Genomic DNA, 19,432 nt, shown 5'->3' with positions numbered 1-19,432 from the left:
ATGCCTGCCTCCACACTGGCCTCCCCCGGGATCCGCATCAGTCTTGGCGAGCTGATCGAGATGCGCCATCGCGTGCGCGAAATCCAGCTGTTTTCCCAGCCGGGCCAACGCAGCCCGCTGGTGGGCCTGCACCATTCCAAGCTGCGCGGGCGCGGCGTGGACTTCGACCAGGTGCGGGTCTATCAGGCAGGCGACGATGTGCGCAACATCGACTGGCGCGTCACCGCGCGCACCCAGGAACCGCATACCAAGCTGTTCCACGAGGAACGCGAGCGGCCGATCTTCATCATGGTCGAGCAGAGTCAGCGGCTGTTCTTCGGCTCGGGGCTGATGTTCAAGTCAGTGCTCGCCGCCCAGGCGGCGGCCCTGCTGGGCTGGGCGGCGCTGGGCCACAACGACCGCATCGGCGGTCTGGTGTTCGGCGACAACGAGCACTACGAGATCAAGCCGCGGCGCAGCAAGCAGAGCCTGCTGCAGCTGCTCAACCGCCTGGCCAGGGTCAACCAGTCGCTGCACACCGAAGCCGCGCCGCAGCCCGACAGCCTTGGCCTGGCCCTGCGCCGCGCGCGTGAAGTGCTGCGCCCGGGCAGCCTGGCGATCATCATCTGCGACGAGCGCGCGCTGACATCCGCCGTCGAGCAGCACCTGAGCCTGCTGTCACGCCATTGCGACGTGCTGCTGATGCCGCTGTCCGATCCCCTCGACCACGCCCTGCCGGCCGCCGGCCTGCTGCGCTTCGCCCAGCGCGGCGCGCACCTGGAGCTCGACACCCTGGACGCCAACCTGCGCCAGCTCTACCGCCAGCACAGCGAGTCGCGCATCGCGCGCTGGGAGTGGCTGGCGCAAAAAATGCGTGTCGTGCTGATGCCCTTGAGCACCCAAAGCGAGATGATCGAACAGTTGCGCGAGTACCTCAATGCCCAGCGCCCGCGGAGCCGCAGGTGAACCCGCTCGACCAGCTGCACCCGCTGATCGCTCCGGCGCAGATCGGACTGTGGCCTCCCGCGCCTGGCTGGTGGGCCCTGCTGGCGCTCCTGCCGTTGCTCGGCTGGGGCCTGTGGCGTGGGCGTCACTGGCGCCCCCTGCGCCGGCCCGTGGCACCGGTCGAGCAGCCGCTGGACCCGGTGCGCCAGGAAGCCTTGGCCGAGCTCGCCCGCTTGCCGCGCCCCTATGACGGCGCCCATGCCGGAGCCTGGCTGCAGCAGATCAACGCCTTGCTCAAGCGCCTGTGCCGCAATCACTACCCTGGGGCCAACAGCCACACCCTCAACGGCCGCAAGTGGCTGGCGTTTCTCGACAACCGCTGCCCGGCCGCCGGGCTGACTCGCTGGATGGTGCTGGTCGAGGGCGCCTACAAGCCCGAGTGCAAGCTGGACGACAAAGCCATCGCCGGGCTCAGCCAGGCGGTCGAGACCTGGATCCGCAAGCATGTTTGAGCTCGCCTGGCCGTGGATCTTCGTGCTCCTGCCGCTGCCCTGGCTGGCGCGCCTGCTGCTGCCGGCTGCCGACAGCGGCGAGCCGGTGCTCAAGGTCGGTTTTCTCGACGAGCTCGAAGGCCTGGCCGGGCGCCGCGCCCGCCTCAGCCTGCCCACCTGGGACCAACAGGCGCCGTACGTGCTCCTCTGGCTGCTCCTGCTGCTCGCCGCCGCCCGCCCGCAGTGGCTGGGCGAGCCGGTGCCGATTGCCGCGAGCGGGCGCGACCTGCTGGTGGCCGTCGACGTGTCCGGCTCGATGGACTACCCCGACATGCGCTGGCAAGACGAGGACATCAGCCGCTTGAGCCTGGTCAAGGCGCTGCTTGGCGACTTCCTGCAGGATCGCGAGGGCGACCGTGTCGGTCTGATCCTGTTTGGCAGCCAGGCCTACCTGCAGGCGCCGCTGACCTTCGACCGACGCACCGTGCGCGCCTTTCTCGACGAAGCGCAGATCGGCATCGCCGGCAAGAACACCGCCATCGGCGATGCCGTGGGCCTTGCCGTCAAGCGCCTGCGCCAGCGACCGGCGCAGAGCCGCGTGCTGATCCTGATCACCGACGGCGCCAACAACGGCGGGCAGATCCATCCTTTGACCGCCGCGCGCCTGGCCGCCCAGGAAGGCGTGCGCATCTACACCATCGGCATCGGCGCCAACCCCGAAGCCAGCGGCACGCCGGGCCTGCTCGGGCTGAACCCCAGCCTGGACCTGGACGAGGCCTCGCTCAGGGAGATCGCCGAGCTTACCCATGGCGCCTATTTCCGTGCCCATGACGGCGCGGAGCTGGGCAGCATCGGCGATACCCTCGATCAGCTCGAACCGGTCGCCCAGCAGCCCACCCAGGCCCGCACCGCCAAGGCCCTGTATGCCTGGCCGTTGGCCTTGGCGCTGCTGCTCAGCGCGCTGCTGGTGATCGCCGCGCTATGGCCCGACAACCTGCTGCAACGGCTGATGCGCCGGCCGCTGTTCCTGCAGCCGTTGCCACAGTGGCGAGAGCGGCTCGAGCGCTTGCGCCTGAGGAAACGCCGATGATCGCCCTATGGCCGCAATGGCTGCGCCCGCTCTGGCTGCTGGTGATCCCGCTGCTGGCCTGGCTGCTGTTCAAGCTCTGGCACCGGCGCAAGCGTGCCGGGCGCTGGCAGATGATCCTGCCGCCGCAGTTTCATGCCGTGCTGCTGGGCGGTGGCAACGGCAGCACCAGCAAACTGCCGTGGATCGCCCTGGGCCTGGCCTGGATGCTGATGTGCCTGGCCTTGCTCGGTCCAAGCTGGCAGCGCGTCGAGGAGACTCGCCAGCGCCCTGCCGATCCGCTGGTGATATTGCTGGAGATGACGCCGCAGATGCTCGCCGAGGACAGCGCGCCCAATCGCCTGGAACAAGCCCGGCGCAAGATCCTCGACCTGCTCGAGCACCGGCGCGACAGCCAGACCGCGCTGATCGTCTACGCCGGCAGCGCCCATACGCTGGTGCCGCTGTCCGACGACCTGGCGACCACCCGCAACCTGCTCGAGGCAGTGGACCCGACGATCATGCCCCAGCCGGGCCAGCGCGCCGACCTGGCCGTCGCCAAGGGCCTGGCGCTGCTGGCCCAGAGTGGCCTGGGCCAGGGGCGCCTGCTGCTGATCGGTTCCTCGCTCGGCGCCCTGGAGCGCGACGGCATCCTTCGCGCCTTGGGGCGTCAGGGGCCAAGCCTGCTGATGCTCGGCATCGGCAGCAGCGAGGGCGCGCCGGTGCGCCAGGCCAACGGTGAATACCTCAAGGATGAACAAGGCGGCATTCTGTTGCCGCGCCTGGACAGCGCCAGCCTCAAGCCCTTCATCAACGGCACCGGCGGACGCTATCGCCACGCCCGCATCGACGACCTCGACCTGCGTGGGCTGGGCCTGTTCGACAACCCGCGCAGCCTGAGCAATCAAGGCCAGACCCTGCAGCTCGACAGCTGGGCCGACCAGGGGTACTGGCTGCTGCTGCCGTTGCTGCTGCTGGCCGCCTGTGCCGGTCGACGCGGCTGGCTGTTCTGCCTGCCGTTGCTGCTGGCCCTGCCCCAACCCAGCCAGGCCTTCGAATTCAACGACCTGTGGCTGCGCCCCGACCAGCAAGGCGCGCGGTTGCTGCAGCAGCAACGGCCGATGGAAGCGGCGCGGCATTTTCGCGATCCGCAGTGGCAAGGCATGGCACTCTTCGAGGCGGGCGACTATGCTGGCGCCGCGCGCGCTTTCGCCCAGGGCAACACGGCAGCGGCCCATTACAACCGGGGCAATGCACTGGCCCGGGCCGGGGAACTGGAAGCCGCCCTGGACGCCTACGAACAGGCGCTCGAGCGCCAACCCGACCTGCAGCCCGCCCTGGACAACCAGGTGCTGGTCGAGCAAGTGCTGCGCCAGCGTGAGGCCAAGGCCGAGGCGCAGTCCTCCGCGAGCGACGCCGAAGGCAGTCCGGGCAGCGAGACCGAGGGCAACAGCAGTTCGGCCAGCAGCCAGGCCGAAGGTGGCCAGGGCAAGCAGGATGAGCCCGCCGCCCAGGCCTCCGGCAGTGCCAACGGCACTTCCCAGGCCCAGGCAGGCAACCAGGCGGGTGGCGATGATGAAGTGATCAGCCCGCCGAAGCGGCCGACCTCTACAAGCCTTGACGCCGAACAGCGCCAAGCCCTGGAACAATGGCTGCGGGAAATCCCGGACAACCCGGCGGACCTTTTGCGGCGCAAATTCTGGTATGAACAGCAATTGCATCAGGAAACCCCACGATGAGTCGCCTCGGCGTCCTCCTTCTCAGCCTGCTGTTTGCCCTGCAGGCCCAGGCAGCGCTGCAGGCCAGTGTCGACCGCACTCGCCTGGAAGCCGGCGAAACCCTGGAGCTGACCCTCGAGAGTCAGGACGTGACCCAGTTCGGCAAGCCCGACCTCAGCGCCCTCGAGGCCGACTTCGAGGTGCGCGGCACGCGCCAGCTCAACAGTCTGCACACCCTGGACGGCGAGACCCGTGCCAGCACCCGCTGGATCATCACCCTGCTGCCGCGGCGCAGCGGCAGCCTGCGCATCCCGGTGCTGCAGCTCGGGCAGACGCTCAGCCAGGCCATCGAGCTGCAGGTCCAGGCCAGCGATGCCAGTCGTCCTGACAGCGCCGCCAAGGTCTTCATCGAGGCAGCCCTGGACAGCGCCAGTGTCTACGTCCAGGCCCAGGCCGTGCTGACCGTGCGCATCTATCATTCGGTGTCGCTGTACAACGACAGCAGCCTCAGCCCGCTCCTGCTGGACACGGCCAAGGTCGAGCCACTGGGCGAGTCGCGCACCTACGAAAAAGAGATCAATGGCGTGCGCCATGGCGTGATCGAAACCCGCTATGTGATCTACCCGCAGCAGAGCGGCCCGCTGGAGCTGCCGCCACTGACCTTCACCGCCACCGCCGCCGAGGAGGCCGAGCCGCAGAATGGCATGGCGCGGGTCGGCAAGCAGGTGCAGGTGAGCTCGCTGCCGCTGCGCCTCGAGGTCCGGCCTGTTCCCGCTGAGTATCCGCCTGGCGCCGCCTGGCTGCCCGCGCGCAGCCTGACCCTTGAAGAGCGCTGGAACCCCGATCCCGCCAGCCAGCCGACGCAGATCGGCGACTCGCTGACTCGCAGCATTACCCTGCGCGCCGAAGGGCTGTCCAGCACCCAGCTGCCCCCGCTGCCGGCCACCGAGGTCAGGGGCCTGCGCCGCTACCCGGACCACCCGCAGCTGCGCAACGAATTCAATGACCGAGGGATGACCGCCAACCGCGAAGAGCGCGAAGCGCTGGTCCCGACCCACAGCGGCAGCCTCGAACTGCCGGCCCAGGACGTCACCTGGTGGAACACCCGCGAGGACCATCTGGAGCACAGCAGCCTGCCGGCACGCACCCTTAGCGTGCTGGACAACCCGGCGCTGGCCGCCGAAACCCCGCTCGGCGACACTGCCGGGCGTACGGGACCGGTCTGGCCCTGGCAGTTGAGCACCCTGGTCCTGGCCCTGACCACCGCCCTGGGCTTTGCCCTGTGGTGGCGGGCGCGAGCGCGGCCGGCGGTGCCGCGCGCCGCGCAGAGCGGGCCGAGCCCGCGCAGCCTGCTGGATGACCTCAAGCGCGCGTGCCTGGCCAATGACCCGCAGGCGACGCGCCAGGCCCTGGATGCCTGGGCCCGCCAGCAACCGGAAACGCTGGCGGACATCGCCGCGCGCTTCGTGCCCTTGTCCACTGCGCTCGACGCCCTCAATGGCGCCTTGTACAGCGAGAGCGGACAGTACTGGCAAGGCGACGAGCTGTGGCGCGCCATCGGCACCATCCCGCCCGCCGAACAGGCCGTGGCACTGCCCAGCGAGCCCGGCAGCCTGCCGCCGCTGTATCCCAAATGATCTTTACCCCACATGACCCCACGGCGTGGCACGCCTTGCGCCGCGCCGGCACCTCCGACTGGAACTCCCATGCGTCTGTTTCACACCTCTGACTGGCACTTGGGCCAGAGCCTGCACGGCCAGGAACGCGATTTCGAACACGCCTGCTTCCTGGACTGGCTGCTGGGCCAGCTGCACTTGCGCCAGCCAGATGCACTGCTGATCGCCGGTGACGTCTTCGACACCGTCAACCCGCCGGTCAAGTCCCAGGAGCGGCTCTACGACTTCATCGTCAAGGCCCACGAGCAACAGCCCAAGCTCGACATCGTGATGATCGCCGGCAACCACGACTCCGGATCCCGGATCGAGCTGCCTGCCGCGCTGATGCGCCGCCTGCGCACCCACGCCCTGGGCCGGGTGCACTGGCTCGACGAAGGCCAGCTCGACAGCGAGCGCCTGCTGATCCCGCTGACCAACGCCCGCGGCAAAGTCAGCGCCTGGTGCCTGGCCCTGCCCTTCCTGCGTCCAGCCGAGGTCACCGGACCGCTGCTGGGTGACGACTACCTCAAGGGCATCGGCCAGGTGCACCAGCAACTGATCGCGGCCGCCCTGAAAAAGCGCAAGGCCGGCCAGGCACTTATCGCCATCAGCCACGCGCACATGGCCGGCGGCACCGTGTCGGAAGACTCCGAGCGCAGCCTTATCATCGGCAATGCCGAGGCGCTGCCGGCAAAGCTGTTCGACCGCGACATCAGCTATGTCGCCCTGGGCCACCTGCACAAGCCGCAGCGGGTCAACCGCGAGGACCGCATCCGCTACAGCGGTTCACCGATCCCGCTGTCGTTCGCCGAGATCGGTTACCCGCACCAGGTGCTGGAGATCGAGCTGGACGGCACCGAGCTGACCAGCATCGAACCGCGCCTGGTACCGCGCGCCGTGGCCCTGCAACGCTTCGGTCCGGCGCCACTGGCCGAGCTGCTGGTGGCGCTGGCCGGGCTGCCGGAGCCTGATCTGCTCGAAGACCCGCAGCGCCAGCCATGGCTGGAGGTCCGGGTCCGCCTGGACGAGCCCCAGCCGGACCTGCGCCAGCAACTCGAAGCGGCCCTGCAAGGCAAGGCTGTGCGCCTGGTGCGCATCAGCGCCGAGTACGCCGGCCGCACGGGGCCAGACGATGACGGCATCGACCTGGTCGAGCTGGGTCAACTGAGCCCGCAGGACCTGTTCAGCCGGGCCTGGGAACAAGCCTACGGCAGCGCCGTGGACGAACAGGTGCTCGCCGACTTCGCCCTGCTGCTGCAGGACGTGCAGAACGAGGAAGAACAGCCATGAAGATCCTGGCGATCCGCTTGAAGAACCTGGCCTCGCTGGCCGGTCCGATCGACATCGACTTCACCGCCGAACCCCTGGCCAGTGCCGGCCTGTTCGCCATCACCGGCCCCACCGGGGCGGGCAAGAGCACGCTGCTCGATGCCTTGTGCCTGGCTCTGTTCGGCGATGTGCCGCGCCTTGGCAACGTGTCCAAGGAGGCCAAGGTCCCGGACACCGACAGCGACCTGTCCAGCGACGACCCCCGCACCCTGTTGCGCCGCGGCAGCGGCAGCGGCTATGCCGAGGTGGACTTCGTCGGTGCCGACGGTCGTCGATACCGGGCCCGCTGGGAGGCCAACCGCGCCCGCGACAAGGCCAATGGCAAGCTGCAGAACAGCCGCCAGAGCCTGTTCGATCTGGACGGCGAGCAGCTGCTGAGCAACCAGAGCAAGAGCGAATACAAGCAACTGATCGAAGCGCGCCTGGGCCTGAACTACATGCAGTTCACCCGCGCCGTGATGCTTGCCCAGAGCGAATTCAGCGCGTTTCTCAAGGCCAATGACCGGGAACGCAGCGAGCTGCTTGAGAAACTCACCAACACCTCGATCTACACCCGCCTGGGCCAGCGCGCGTTCAGCAGGAGCAAGGAGGCCTCGGACGTCCATCGCGCCCTCGAAGAACGCGCCAGCTACCTGCTGCCGATGAACGATGAGGCCCGCAGCGCGCTCGACCTGCGCCTGGAACAGGCGCAGCAGGCGTTCAAAGGCGACCAGGGCCGCTTGCGGGAGCTGGAGCAGCAGCGCCAGTGGTACGCCGAGCAACGCCAGCTGCAAGACCAGCAGGCCGCGGCCGGCGAGGCCCTGCAGGCCGCCGAGCAGCACTGGCTGGGGCTGGCCGATCAACGCCAGGATGCGCTGCGCCTCGAACAACTGTCGCCGCAACGCCACCAGTTCAGCCGCCAGCAGGCCTTGGCTACCCAGCTCACTCCGCTGGCCACCGCAATCGCCGCGCAGGTCCACCAGCAGCGCGAGCTGCAAGCCCGCGCCGCGCAGCTCGAACAGGACGTGGAAGCCGCCCGCCAGACCCTCGCCGAGGTTCAGGCCAGCCAGGCGCAAAGCGCGCCACAGGTGCGCCAGGCCTTCACCGAGCAGCACACCCTTGGCCGGCTTGAACAAGAGCTTGGCAAGTTGCAGTCCCTGGGCGAGCAGGCCGACCAGGCCGTTGCCGAAGGCCTGCAGCAACTGCAGCAGATGGACGCCCATCAGCAGCGCAGCCAGCAGCAGCTGGCACAGATCGCCGAGGCCCTTGCGCACAGCGCCCATCTGGCCGACCTCACCAGCGCCTGGCAGGCTTATCGCAACCAGCTGCAACAATTGCTGCTGATCGGCAATCGCCTGAACAAGGGCCGTGAAGAACTCCCAGGCCTGCAGGCCCAGGCAAGCCAGGCCAGCGCCGAGTCGCAGGCCCAACGCGACGCCCTTGAGCTGCTCCACCGCGAGGTGGGTGCCGAACCGCATGCCCTGGCCGAACAGATCGACCTGCTGGGCGCCATGCTGCAGGACAACCGCAAGCAGCAGCGCAGCGTTGAAACAATGTCGCGCCTGCACGGCCGTGACCAGGAGCTGGAGCAAAGCCTGCACGCCCTGCGCGGCCGCCAGCAGGCAGCCATGGCGCAGCGCCAGCAGCTGATCGGCGAAGGCCAGCAGGCCAAGACCCAGCTCGACGCCGCCGAGCAGGCGTTGGCCCTGACCCGCCAGCTGCTCGAACGCCAGCGCCTGACGCGCAATGCCAGTGTCGAGGAGCTGCGTGCGCAGTTGCAGGACGGCGAGCCCTGCCCGGTGTGTGGCAGTGCCGAGCACCCCTGGCACCAGCCCGAAGCGCTGCTCGAGAGCCTGGGACGACATGACCAGGCCGAGGAGACCACGGCCCTGGCCCGCGTCGAAGCGCTCAAGACGCGCCTCGAAGAACTGCGCGCCCAGGTCGGCATCCTCAATGGCCAGATCAAGGAGTTCCAGCGCCAGCAGGCAGAGCTGTGCGAGCAGCAGCAACCGCTGGCCGCGCAGCTGGCCAGCCATGCGCTCTGGACCGCGCTGGCAGCCCAGGACAACCGCAGCGCCTGGCTCGAGGCCCAGCTCAACCGCCTCAATCAGGAGATCGAGCGCGACGAACAGCGCCAGGCCACCCTGCTGACCCTGCAAAAGGATGCCGCCCGCCTGCAACAACAGCTGCAGGCCGCCACCGAGCGCCAGCAACAGGCCAGCCAGCGCGTCAGCCACCAGCAGCAAGCCCTGGACGACGACGGCGAGCGCCTGGAGCAGGCACTGGCCGATTTCGCCACGCTGCTGCCCGATGACATTCTAAAGGCCCTGCGCGATGAGCCGGCCAAGGCCTTCCTGGCCCTTGACCAGCAGATCAGCCAGCGCCTGCAGCAGCTGGAGCAACACAATGATGAACAACAGGAGCTGACCCAGCGCCAGCATCAGCTCGACAGGCTGCAGGCCCAACAGCAGACGCGCCTGCAACGCCAGGAAGAGCTGCGCCAGCAGATCGCAGGCCTCGCGGACCAGCAACAGCAGGCCCGCCAGGCCTTGCAGGCGCTTCTCGGCGAGCATGCAAGCGCCGAACAGTGGCAAGCGTGGACGGAGCAGCAGGTGGAGCAGGCCCGACAGGGCGAAGCGAGTACCGCGCAGCAGCTGCAGGAAGCGCGCACCCAGGCCGTGCAACTGGCCAGCCAGCTGAAGGCCGATGAACAGCGTCATCACGCCCTGGAGCAGGAGCACCAGCAGTTGCAGGGCCTGATCAGCCAGTGGCGGGCGCAGCATCCCGAGCTGGATGACAGCGGCCTGACGCGATTGCTGGCCCTCGACGATACGCAACTGGCGCACTTGCGCCAGACCCTTCAGGCGGCCGAAAAGGCCATCGAGCAGGCTCGCGTGCGGGTGCAGGAGCGCGAGCAGCGCCTGGCCCAGCATCTGGCCCACGGAAACGGCGCGTTGCCTGCTGAAACCCTTGAACAGAGCCTGGTTGAACTGCAGCAGCAACTGGCCACCCAGGAACAGCACTGCGCTGAACTGCGCGCCGAGCAGGCGGATGATCAGCGCCGCCAGCAGGCCCACCAGGCCTTGTCCGAACAGATCGCCCAGGCCTATCAGCAATGGCAGCGCTGGGCGCGACTGAGTGCATTGATCGGCTCTGCCAGCGGCGATACGTTCCGCAAGATCGCCCAGGGCTACAACCTCGACCTGCTGCTGCACCATGCCAACACCCAGCTGCGCCAGCTCGCTCGCCGCTACCGCCTCAAGCGCGGCGGCAGCTCGCTCGGTCTGCTAGTGCTCGACACCGAGATGGGCGACGAGCTGCGCTCGGTGCATTCGCTGTCCGGAGGCGAGACCTTCCTGGTGTCGCTGGCGCTGGCACTCGGCCTTGCCTCCATGGCCTCGAGCACCCTGCGCATCGAGTCGCTGTTCATCGACGAAGGCTTCGGCAGCCTCGACCCCGAGTCGCTGCAACTGGCGATGGACGCTCTAGACGGCCTCCAGGCGCAAGGCCGCAAGGTGGCGGTGATTTCCCACGTGCAAGAGATGCACGAGCGCATTCCGGTACAGATCCAGGTGCGCCGCCAAGGCAATGGACTGAGCGAAGTGGAGGTCTGTGGGTGATCCTGTATTCCTTCCGCCGCTGTCCCTGGGCCATGCGCGCGCGCCTTGCGCTGCGCTATGCCGGGTGCGCGGTGGAAATCCGGGAAGTCAGCCTCAAGGCCAAGCCGCCCGAGCTGCTCGCCTTGTCACCCAAGGGAACGGTACCGGTGCTCGATACCGGTGACGGGGTGCTGGAGGAAAGCCTGGACATCATGCGCTGGGCGCTGGCGTTTGCTGACCCGCAGGACTGGCGGTTGCTGGCTGATCCCGCGGGTTCCTTGCTGGCGGATGAGCTGATCGCCCGCAATGACAGCACGTTCAAGGCGCAGGTCAACCTGTACAAGTATGCCGAGCGGTATCCGCAGTTCGACCGCGGGCATTACCGGCGCCAGGCCGAGCCGTGGCTCGCGGAGCTGGAGGAGTTGCTGGCGGATCGGCCTTTCCTGCTGGCCCCACATCCCAGCCTTGCCGATGCCGCGCTGCTGCCGTTGATGCGGCAGTTCGCGGGGGTGGAGCCGCAGTGGTTCGCCGAAGCGCCCTATCCCCGATTGCGCGCCTGGCTGCAAGGATGGCTGGAGTCCGAGCTGTTCAAGTCGATCATGGCGCGTCCCACTGAACCCATCTGAGTACCGCTCCTGAGCTGCAAAAGCGAGTCCTGTGGGAGCGGCCTTGTGCCGCGATCGGGTCCGAAGGAGCCGTAGAACCTGCCACCGCGCTCTGTCTGATATACCGAAGTCTCAGGTTTCACGGCCCCTGCGGGCCCGATCGCGGCACAAGGCCGCTCCCACAGGATCTGCTCTTACCTGGATCTCCATGACCCGGCTCCGGCTAGCGATCACTTCACGAACTTGAGGTCAGACGGTGCCCCCTGGCCGAGCACCTGCACCGTCTCCCCGATCTGCCCACTGCGCGGATCACGCCGCATCACCCGGATCTCGTTGCTCTTCTGGTTCGCCACCAGCATGAACTTGCCGCTCGGATCGAGACTGAATTCACGCGGCTCGTTGCCTTCCACCGAGCGCCGCTGGATCAGGCGCAGCTGTCCATTGTCCTCATCGACCTCGAACACCACCAGCTCACTGGCCGTACCGCGGTTGCTGACATACAGGAACCGTCCATCCTCGGACAGGTGCAGGCCGCCGGCAGACTTCGCCGCCGTCTCCTTGCGCTCGGTCAGCGCCACGCGCTGGCGCTCGGCCAAGGCGCCATCACGCACATCGAACACCACCACCTCGGCGCTCATTTCCAGGGTCAGGTAGGCATGCTCTCCTTCTGCATCGAACAGCAGATGCCGCGGCCCGCTGCCGGGCGGCAAGCTGACCGACGCCGGGCTCGCCGGGCTCAACGGATGCTCGGGGCTTGCGCCGTCATAGGCGTAGATGAACACCTTGTCCGCCCCCAGATCACTGGCATACAGATGCCGGCCATCGGGCGCGAACACCAGCGAATGCACGTGCGCGCCCGCCTGCCGCTCAGGATTGACCTTGCTCGGCGTGTGCCGCTGCTGCTGGACGACATCCTTGAGCTGCCCGTCGCGTCCCACTGGAATCGCCACCAGGCTACCGCCTGGCTGTGGCTTGACCGCGTAGTTGGCCACGAACAGGTAGCGCTGGTCATGGCTCAGGCTCGCATGGGTCGGCTCGTCGCCCCGGCTGGATGCCTGGTTGAGCGGCGTGATCGCGCCCTTGTCATCGAGCTTGAAGCTGCTCGCCTTGCCCTGCCCCTCACCGCTCTCGTTGACCGCGAACAACAGGCGCTGATCGGCCGAGAACACCAGCCAGGAGGGATTGACGCTCCTGACCACCTGCAACGGCGTGCTGTCGATACGTCCATGCTCGGTGTCGAAGTGGTAGCGGTAGATACCCAGGCTCTGGCCATCGGTATAGCTTCCCACCAACAGGGTTTCAGCGTGTGCGGTCACGGTCAGGGTCATAAGGCTAGCGCTCAGCAGTGTCGTCAGGCGTTTCATCGTCATCCTCTTCTTCCGAGGCGCGCAGCGCGCTCATACAGACTAGCCGATGCTCACCGGCGTCATTGCTGACCTGCCACTCACCGCCCTGCTCCACCGCCGCATCGATCTGCTCGACGCTGAACTGCCAGCGCTTGCGCGCCCGCCCATCCATGCACTCGACCACCAGGCCGCTGTCGTCGAAAGAGAAGTCGAAGGCATGCAGGCCGTCGATGAGGAGCATGTCGCAGGATTGCAGGACGTGGGAAAGGTGGGTCATACAGGCATACCAGGGAAAAAAAGGGACGGCAGTATACCCGTAGGAACCTGCCGGATCGCGAAGGTGCGATCCGATTGCCAGTGCTCGCACGAGGCCCGGACCCACGCAGGCTCAATGCGCAAGGCTCAATGCGCAAAAATCGACCCACCCTCCTTCCCCGCCAGCTTCTCGGGCTTGATCAGGAACCGCGCCAGCGCCGGCAGTAGCCACAACGCGCCAAACATGTTCCACAGCAACATGAAGGTGAGCATCAGGCCCATGTCGGCCTGGAACTTGATGGCCGAGAAGATCCAGGTGCACACGCCGATCGCCAGGCAGAGGCCGGTGAAGAGCACGGCCTTGCCGGTGGAGCGCAGGGTCTGGTAGTAGGCTTCCTGCAGGGGCAAGCCGGCGCGCAGGAAGCTTTCGAGGCGGCTGTAGATGTAGATGCCGTAGTCCACGCCGATGCCCACGCCCAGCGCGACCACCGGCAAGGTGGCGACCTTGACGCCGATCCCCATGAAGGCCATCAGGGCATTGCCAAGCACCGAGGTGAGCACCAGCGGCAGGACGATGCACAGGGTGGCGGCAAAGGAGCGGAAGGTGATCATGCACATCACCGCGACGCAGAGGTAGACAAGGATGAGGATGGTCAGCTCGGCCGACTTGATCACCTCGTTGGTGGCGGCCTCGATGCCGGCATTGCCCGCGGCCATGATGAACTCCAGGCCTTCCTTGTTATGGGTGTCGGCAAAGCCCTGGGCGGCGGCGACCACCCGCTCGAGGGTTTCGGCCTTGTGGTCGTTGAGGAAGACCAGCACAGGGGCGAGCGAGCAATCGGCGTTGTACAGGCCGTCGGCGCGGGCGATCGAGTTGTTGAGCACGTCCGGGTTGCGCGAGAGGGTCTCCCATTTCAGGTTGCCTTCGTTCATGCCCTTGATGACCTGCTTGGACACGGTGACCAGGGAAATCGCCGACTGCACGCCGGGGGTGTTCTCCATGGTCCACATCAGTTCGTCGATCGGCGCCAGGGTCGAGTGGATCGAGCAGCTTTCCGCCGGGGTCTTCACCATCACCACCAGCACGTCGGAGCTGGTGGAGTAGTTGCTGATGATGAAATTGTTGTCCTGGTTGTAGCGCGAATCGGGACGCAGCTCTGGCGCGCCCTGATCAAGGTCTCCGATCTTGAGGTTCTGGCTGTACCAGAGGCCGCCGCCGAAGGCCAGCAGCGCCAGCACGATCGAGACCGGCGCGACCCTGGGGCTGGCAAAGCCCGACAGCACGCGCCAGAACGGGTGCTCGCGGTTGGCGTCGCGCTTGCTGCGTTCGATCGCCTTCTTGCTGATGCCGACGTAGGAAATCGCCACCGGCAGCAGGATCAGGTTGGTGAAGACGATCACCGCCACGCCAATGGAAGCACCGATGGCCAGCTCGCGGATTACCCCGATGTCGATGATCAGCAGCGTGATGAAGCCCACGGCGTCGGCCAGAATGGCGATCATTCCCGGCAGGAACAGCTGCCGGAAGGTACGCCGCGCGGCCGTCAGGGCATTGTCGGCATCGCTGGACTGCAAGGCGATGCCGTTGATCTTCTGCACACCGTGGGAGATGCCGATGGCGAAGATCAGGAACGGCACCAGCATCGAGTACGGGTCGAGCCCGAAGCCGACCGCGTGCATCAGCCCCAGCTGCCAGACCACCGCCACCAGAGTGGTGATGAGCACGGCGATGGTGCTGCGCAGGCACCAGGTGAACCAGTACAACAGGATCCAGGTGATCACCAGGGCGACGCCAAAGAACAGCGCGACCATCATCAGGCCGTCGATCAGGTCGCCGACCTTTTTCGCGAAACCGACGATGTGCACCTTCACATTGGGATTCTGGGCCTGAAACTTGTCGCGGATCTTTTCCTCGAGCTGGTGCGAGAACTGCTGGTAGTCGAGCTTGATCTGCCTGCCCTGATCCTGCGGGTCGGGGTAGGACTCCAGCAGTGGCACGTCAACGATGCTCGAGCGGAAATTGTTGGCCACCAGACGCCCGACCTGGCCGGACTTGAGCACGTTGTCGCGCAGCGCGTCGAGGCTTTCGTCGCTGCCGTTGTAGGTCTGCGGAATCACCTCGCCGCCGGCGAAGCCCTCCTCGGTCACCTCGGTCCAGCGCACGCTCGGGCTCCACAACGACTTCAGGCCGGCGCGGTCGACACCGGGGATGTAAAACACCTCGTCGTGGATCTGACGCAGGGTCTCCATGTAATCCTTGTCGAAGATGTCGCCGTCGACCGCCTCGACCGAGATGCGCACGGTGTTGCCCAGGTTGGCCAGGTCGTTGCGGTGCTCAAGCATCTTCTCGATGAAGGGGTGCTCCAGCGGGATCATCTTTTCGAAACTGGTGGACGGACGAATCTGCGTGGCCTGCCAGAACAGGAAGATGCTCACCAGAATGCAGATCGCGATGACTGCCGGGCGATTGTTGAAGATCAGCCGTTCGAGCAAGGTCGCCTTGCCCTGATGGTGCTGCTGGTTCATGTCGAAGCTCTCCCGACCGGTCATGGCTGCACGTCCTGCGCACCGTTGGCCGAGGCGATGTGCACCCCGCCCTGGCCCACCAGCAGCAGCCGGTCACCCGCCAGCCCGCTGACCCCGGCAAGGGCGATGCGGTCGGCGCGGTTGACCACCGAGAAGGTCTGCCCATCGTCGTGGCTGCGCAGCACGCTGCCGCCGTTGCCCACCAGTATCAGGCTGCCATCATCGAGCAGCGTAGCGCTTGCCAGGCCGAATTCGAGTTCGCCGCGCGCGGCCTTGAGCTCGATCCGCTGCCAGCTGTCGCCGAAGTCCGTGGAGCGCAGCAAATTGCCGCGCAGGCCGAAGGCCAGCAAGGTTCGCGTCTGCGCGGTGCCGATCACGCCGAACAGCGACCCCTCGTAGGGGCTTTCGACGCGGGACCAGGTCTGGCCGTTGTCGCCGGAGCGAAACATGCTGCCTTGCTCGCCGACGATGAACAGCCCGGCGTCCTTCACGGCGGCGATGGCGTTGAGGTGCAGTTGCTCTTCGTTATCCAGGCGCTCGGCCACATCCTGCCAGTGCTGGCCGCCGTCGAGGGTTTCGAGCAGGGCGCCGTACGCGCCCACGGTGAATCCGTGCTGGGCGTCGAGAAACACGACGTCGAGCAGCGGGGCTTCGCGGGAGAGGTCTTCGAACTGTCGGGTCCAGGTGGCGCCGCCGTCACTGGTGGCCAGTATCTGCGCATCGTGGCCGACGGCCCAGCCGCGCTTGTCATCGATGAAGAACACCGCGGTGAGCAATTGCCGGGTGGGCACCCGGGCCTGGGTCCAGGTCTTGCCCTGGTCATCGGAGAAGAGGATGTGACCCCGATCGCCGACGACCACCAGACGGGAACCGGCATGGACCGCATCGAGCATCAGGCTCTGGCTGGCCTTGGCCGACTCGACCGAATACTGGTCGGCGGCGACGGCGGCGACGGACGCAGATGTCCATGTTGCCAATAAAAGTGCCAATAGCGCAGTTGCCGTCAACGCCCAGGCGCCCTGCCGGGCGCTCGCCATCACAGGCTCACTCATGGATTCGGTCCCCGTTGGTTTTTTTGTCGTGGGTCGGTCTGTTGCGGGGATCGTAGCGGGGATGTTGGCGGGCTGACAATTGGAGGGACGTTATGTTTTGTTAAGCGTTGAGTCTCCGTCATTGCACCGGGCAGAGCATCGATAACCGGGCTCGCAGGGGACGAGGACAGTTGCTCACAACAAGAACTGCGGTCCCCACAGGGTTGCGTGGGGACCGGCAATCAGCCTCAGGCCAGGCTCTTGCTCACCACCTCATACACATCGCTGGACAACGCCCCCGATGCGAGGATGCGTTCAAGTTCGGCCTTCATCAGCCCCTGGCGCGCAGCGTCATACTTGCGCCAGCGGGTCAACGGCGCCAGTTGGCGCGACGCTATCTGCGGGTTCAAGGCGTTGAGCTCGATCACCAGGTCCGCCAGGAAGCGATACCCAGTCCCGTCCGCCGCGTGGAAGTTGACCAGGTTCTGCCCGGCAAACGCCCCTACCAGCGCACGCACCTTGTTGGGGTTCTTCAAGGTGAAGGCCGGGTGCTGCATCAAGGCCTTGACCCGCGCCAGACCACCGGGCAACGCGCTCGCGGCCTGTACGCTGAACCATTGGTCCATGACCAGCGGATTGTCCTTGAAGTGCTCGGCAAAGCTTTCAAGGGCCGTGGCGCGCTCGGCCTCGAACGGCGAGTTCACCAGCACCGCCAGGGCGGTCAGGCGTTCGGTCATGTTGTCGCAGTGCTCGAACTGCTCAAGGGTCGCGGCCAGGACTTGCGGCCTGGCGCTGAGCATGAGGTACGACAGGGCGATGTTCTGCAGGCTGCGGCGGGCGAAATGCTCGGCGGCGGCGACATACTCGGTGCCGCGCGATTGCTCGCGGTTGGCCTGGTAGCGTGCCAGCAGCGCATCGAACAACTGATCGGCGATCTGCTTGCGGGCAAACTCGCGGGCGGCGTGGATGGCGTCGACGTCGGCCACCTGGCTGATTTCGGTGAGGTAGGCCTCGCCCGGCAGCGAGAGCATCTCGGCGACCATCGCCTGGTCGAGCGATTCGTCGCGCAGCACGCTGCCCAGGGCCTGGACCAGGCGTGGATCAAGCACCAACCCGGCACCTTGCTGGTACTGGCCGATCAGCTCTTGCAGCACCTGCACCGACAACTGCTGCCCGGCTTCCCAGCGGTTGAAGCCATCGCTGTCGTGCTGCATGAGGAACATCAGCTGGTCGCGGTCATAGGGGAATGTCAGCTTGACCGGCGCGCTGAAACCGCGCAGCAGCGAGGGCAGCGGCTTGGCGGCGATGCCCTCGAACATGAAGGTCTGCTCGGCCTCTGTCACCGAGAGCACACGCGTGGTGCCTTGCGCAGCGGCTTCACCCGCCAGGCGCAGCGGCAGGTCGTTGCCCTCGGCGTCCAGCAGCCCGAGCTCGACCGGGATCACGAACGGCTGCTTCTCGACCTTGTCAGGCGTCGGCGGGCAGCTCTGGCGGAAGGTCAGGCTGTAGCGTTGCGCGGCGCTGTCATAGGACTCGCTGACGTCGAGCCGTGGCGTGCCCGCCTGGCTGTACCAGCGCTTGAACTGGCCGAGGTCGACGCCATTGGCATCCTCCATCGCCTTGATGAAGTCGTCGCAGGTCACGGCCTGGCCGTCGTGGCGCTCGAAGTACAGGTCGCTGCCCTTGCGGAAACCCTCGTCGCCCAGCAACGTGCGGACCATGCGCACCACTTCCGAGCCCTTTTCATACACGGTCAGGGTGTAGAAGTTGGAGATCTCGATGAAGCTTTCCGGGCGCACGGCATGGGACATCGGGCCGGCATCTTCGGCGAACTGGTGCGTGCGCAGGTAGGCGACATCCTCGATGCGCTTGACCGTGCGCGAGTTCATGTCAGCGCTGAACTCGGCATCGCGGAACACCGTGAAGCCTTCCTTGAGCGACAACTGGAACCAGTCGCGGCAGGTCACGCGGTTGCCCGACCAGTTGTGGAAGTACTCGTGGGCGACCACCGCCTCGACGCGCTGGTGAGCGGCATCGGTGGCGGTCTCGGCGCGGGCCAGCACGCAACTGGAGTTGAAGATGTTCAGGCCCTTGTTTTCCATGGCGCCCATGTTGAAGTCGTTGACCGCGACGATCATGAAGATGTCCAGGTCGTACTCACGGCCATACACCTCCTCGTCCCAGCGCATGGACTTCTTCAGGCTGACCATGGCGTGGGCGCACTTGTCGATGTTCTCGGGCTCGACGTAGATGCGCAGGGTCACGTCACGGCCGGACTGGCGCGTGAAGGTGTCCTCGACGCACCACAAGTCACCGGCGACCAGGGCGAACAGGTAGGCCGGCTTCACGAACGGGTCCTCCCAGGTGGCCCAGTGACGGCCGTCTTCCTGGGGACCACTGCCGACCGGGTTGCCGTTGGACAGCAGCACCGGGTAGCGATGCTGCTCGGCGATCACCGTGGTGGTGAAGCTGCTCATCACGTCCGGACGGTCGAGGTAGTAGGTGATCTTGCGGAAGCCCTCGGCCTCGCACTGGGTGCAGTACATGCTGCCGGACTTGTACAGGCCCTCGAGCGCCGTGTTGGTCTCGGGGTGGATCCTGACGGTGGTGTCGAGGGTGAAGCGCTCGCCCTTGGGCTGCAGGGTCAGGCTGTCATCGTCGAGCTGGAAGTCGGTGGCCGCCAGGGGCTGGTCATCGAGCTGCACGCTGAGCAGCTCGAGCTGCTGGCCGTCGAGCACCAGCGGCGGCAGGCCCGCGCCGCGCGCGGGGTTGCGGCGCATGACCAGTTGCGCATGGACCAGGCTGTGGTCCTCGAACAGCTCGAAGGTCAGGTGCGTCTCGTCGATCAGGTACTCGGGCGCCTGGTAGTCCTTGAGGTAGATCACTTGCGGTTGCTCGGTGCGCATGT

The 19,432-nt window shown here is 66.7% G+C and carries 13 protein-coding genes; 8 read left to right on the top strand and 5 right to left on the bottom strand.

Going from position 1 to position 19,432, the window contains the following annotated elements; all coding sequences use genetic code 11:
* The 8 genes from VJS90_RS04500 (at position 1) to VJS90_RS04465 (ending at position 11,387) form a co-directional block, all read left to right on the top strand.
* A complete protein-coding gene (locus VJS90_RS04500) occupies positions 1–945 on the top strand; it encodes a DUF58 domain-containing protein (RefSeq protein ID WP_324119467.1) in 945 nt (314 codons plus the stop codon).
* A complete protein-coding gene (locus VJS90_RS04495) occupies positions 942–1,436 on the top strand; it encodes a DUF4381 domain-containing protein (RefSeq protein ID WP_324119466.1) in 495 nt (164 codons plus the stop codon). The genes VJS90_RS04500 and VJS90_RS04495 overlap by 4 nt, the downstream gene beginning before the upstream one ends.
* Entirely contained in the window at positions 1,429–2,505 is a 1,077-nt protein-coding gene (locus VJS90_RS04490; RefSeq protein WP_324119465.1) for a VWA domain-containing protein, read from the top strand. Before VJS90_RS04495 ends, VJS90_RS04490 begins: the two co-directional genes overlap by 8 nt.
* Positions 2,502–4,220, top strand: a complete 1,719-nt coding sequence (locus VJS90_RS04485; RefSeq protein WP_324119464.1) for a vWA domain-containing protein — start codon at positions 2,502–2,504, stop codon at positions 4,218–4,220. Before VJS90_RS04490 ends, VJS90_RS04485 begins: the two co-directional genes overlap by 4 nt.
* Positions 4,217–5,836 (top strand): BatD family protein, encoded by a 1,620-nt coding sequence (locus VJS90_RS04480; protein WP_324119463.1) that lies wholly within the window; start codon positions 4,217–4,219, stop codon positions 5,834–5,836. The genes VJS90_RS04485 and VJS90_RS04480 overlap by 4 nt, the downstream gene beginning before the upstream one ends.
* A gap of 69 nt (positions 5,837–5,905) precedes the next feature.
* Positions 5,906–7,144 carry an exonuclease SbcCD subunit D C-terminal domain-containing protein gene (locus VJS90_RS04475; RefSeq protein WP_324119462.1) on the top strand — a complete coding sequence of 413 codons (1,239 nt, stop codon included), beginning with the start codon at positions 5,906–5,908 and terminating at the stop codon, positions 7,142–7,144.
* Positions 7,141–10,782, top strand: a complete 3,642-nt coding sequence (locus VJS90_RS04470; protein WP_324119461.1) for an AAA family ATPase — start codon at positions 7,141–7,143, stop codon at positions 10,780–10,782. The genes VJS90_RS04475 and VJS90_RS04470 overlap by 4 nt, the downstream gene beginning before the upstream one ends.
* Positions 10,779–11,387, top strand: coding sequence for a glutathione S-transferase (locus VJS90_RS04465; RefSeq protein WP_324119460.1), 609 nt, complete (start codon positions 10,779–10,781; stop codon positions 11,385–11,387). Before VJS90_RS04470 ends, VJS90_RS04465 begins: the two co-directional genes overlap by 4 nt.
* Positions 11,388–11,596: 209 nt before the next feature.
* On the opposite strand, the gene VJS90_RS04460 is transcribed toward VJS90_RS04465, so the two are convergent.
* The 5 genes from VJS90_RS04460 to pepN form a co-directional block, all read right to left on the bottom strand.
* Positions 11,597–12,694: a lactonase family protein gene (locus tag VJS90_RS04460; RefSeq protein ID WP_324119475.1), complete on the bottom strand. Its 1,098-nt coding sequence runs from the start codon at positions 12,692–12,694 to the stop codon at positions 11,597–11,599.
* 4 nt (positions 12,695–12,698) lie between these two features.
* A complete protein-coding gene (locus tag VJS90_RS04455) occupies positions 12,699–12,989 on the bottom strand; it encodes a DUF5629 family protein (protein ID WP_324119459.1) in 291 nt (96 codons plus the stop codon).
* 125 nt (positions 12,990–13,114) lie between these two features.
* Positions 13,115–15,517 (bottom strand): RND family transporter, encoded by a 2,403-nt coding sequence (locus VJS90_RS04450; protein WP_324119457.1) that lies wholly within the window; start codon positions 15,515–15,517, stop codon positions 13,115–13,117.
* Positions 15,514–16,545: a WD40/YVTN/BNR-like repeat-containing protein gene (locus VJS90_RS04445; RefSeq protein ID WP_324119455.1), complete on the bottom strand. Its 1,032-nt coding sequence runs from the start codon at positions 16,543–16,545 to the stop codon at positions 15,514–15,516. Before VJS90_RS04445 ends, VJS90_RS04450 begins: the two co-directional genes overlap by 4 nt.
* Positions 16,546–16,772: 227 nt before the next feature.
* Entirely contained in the window at positions 16,773–19,430 is a 2,658-nt protein-coding gene (pepN, locus tag VJS90_RS04440; RefSeq protein ID WP_324119453.1) for an aminopeptidase N, read from the bottom strand.
* Positions 19,431–19,432 lie beyond the last annotated feature (2 nt).

This window comes from Pseudomonas sp. (assembly GCF_035277045.1).
GTDB lineage: Bacteria > Pseudomonadota > Gammaproteobacteria > Pseudomonadales > Pseudomonadaceae > Aquipseudomonas.
The sequence above is the reverse complement of the archived record's forward strand: the minus strand, read 5'-3'. Positions and strand labels throughout refer to the sequence as shown.

Excerpts from the sequence above, each read along its gene's own strand:
- VJS90_RS04460 (WP_324119475.1), bottom strand. The coding sequence starts at position 12,694 with ATGACCCTGACCGTGACCGCACACGCTGAAACCCTGTTGGTGGGAAGC.
- VJS90_RS04480 (WP_324119463.1), top strand. The coding sequence starts at position 4,217 with ATGAGTCGCCTCGGCGTCCTCCTTCTCAGCCTGCTGTTTGCCCTGCAG.
- VJS90_RS04470 (WP_324119461.1), top strand. The coding sequence starts at position 7,141 with ATGAAGATCCTGGCGATCCGCTTGAAGAACCTGGCCTCGCTGGCCGGT.
- VJS90_RS04445 (WP_324119455.1), bottom strand. The coding sequence starts at position 16,545 with ATGAGTGAGCCTGTGATGGCGAGCGCCCGGCAGGGCGCCTGGGCGTTG.
- VJS90_RS04450 (WP_324119457.1), bottom strand. The coding sequence starts at position 15,517 with ATGACCGGTCGGGAGAGCTTCGACATGAACCAGCAGCACCATCAGGGC.
- VJS90_RS04500 (WP_324119467.1), top strand. The coding sequence starts at position 1 with ATGCCTGCCTCCACACTGGCCTCCCCCGGGATCCGCATCAGTCTTGGC.
- pepN (WP_324119453.1), bottom strand. The coding sequence starts at position 19,430 with ATGCGCACCGAGCAACCGCAAGTGATCTACCTCAAGGACTACCAGGCG.
- VJS90_RS04485 (WP_324119464.1), top strand. The coding sequence starts at position 2,502 with ATGATCGCCCTATGGCCGCAATGGCTGCGCCCGCTCTGGCTGCTGGTG.
- VJS90_RS04490 (WP_324119465.1), top strand. The coding sequence starts at position 1,429 with ATGTTTGAGCTCGCCTGGCCGTGGATCTTCGTGCTCCTGCCGCTGCCC.
- VJS90_RS04455 (WP_324119459.1), bottom strand. The coding sequence starts at position 12,989 with ATGACCCACCTTTCCCACGTCCTGCAATCCTGCGACATGCTCCTCATC.
- VJS90_RS04475 (WP_324119462.1), top strand. The coding sequence starts at position 5,906 with ATGCGTCTGTTTCACACCTCTGACTGGCACTTGGGCCAGAGCCTGCAC.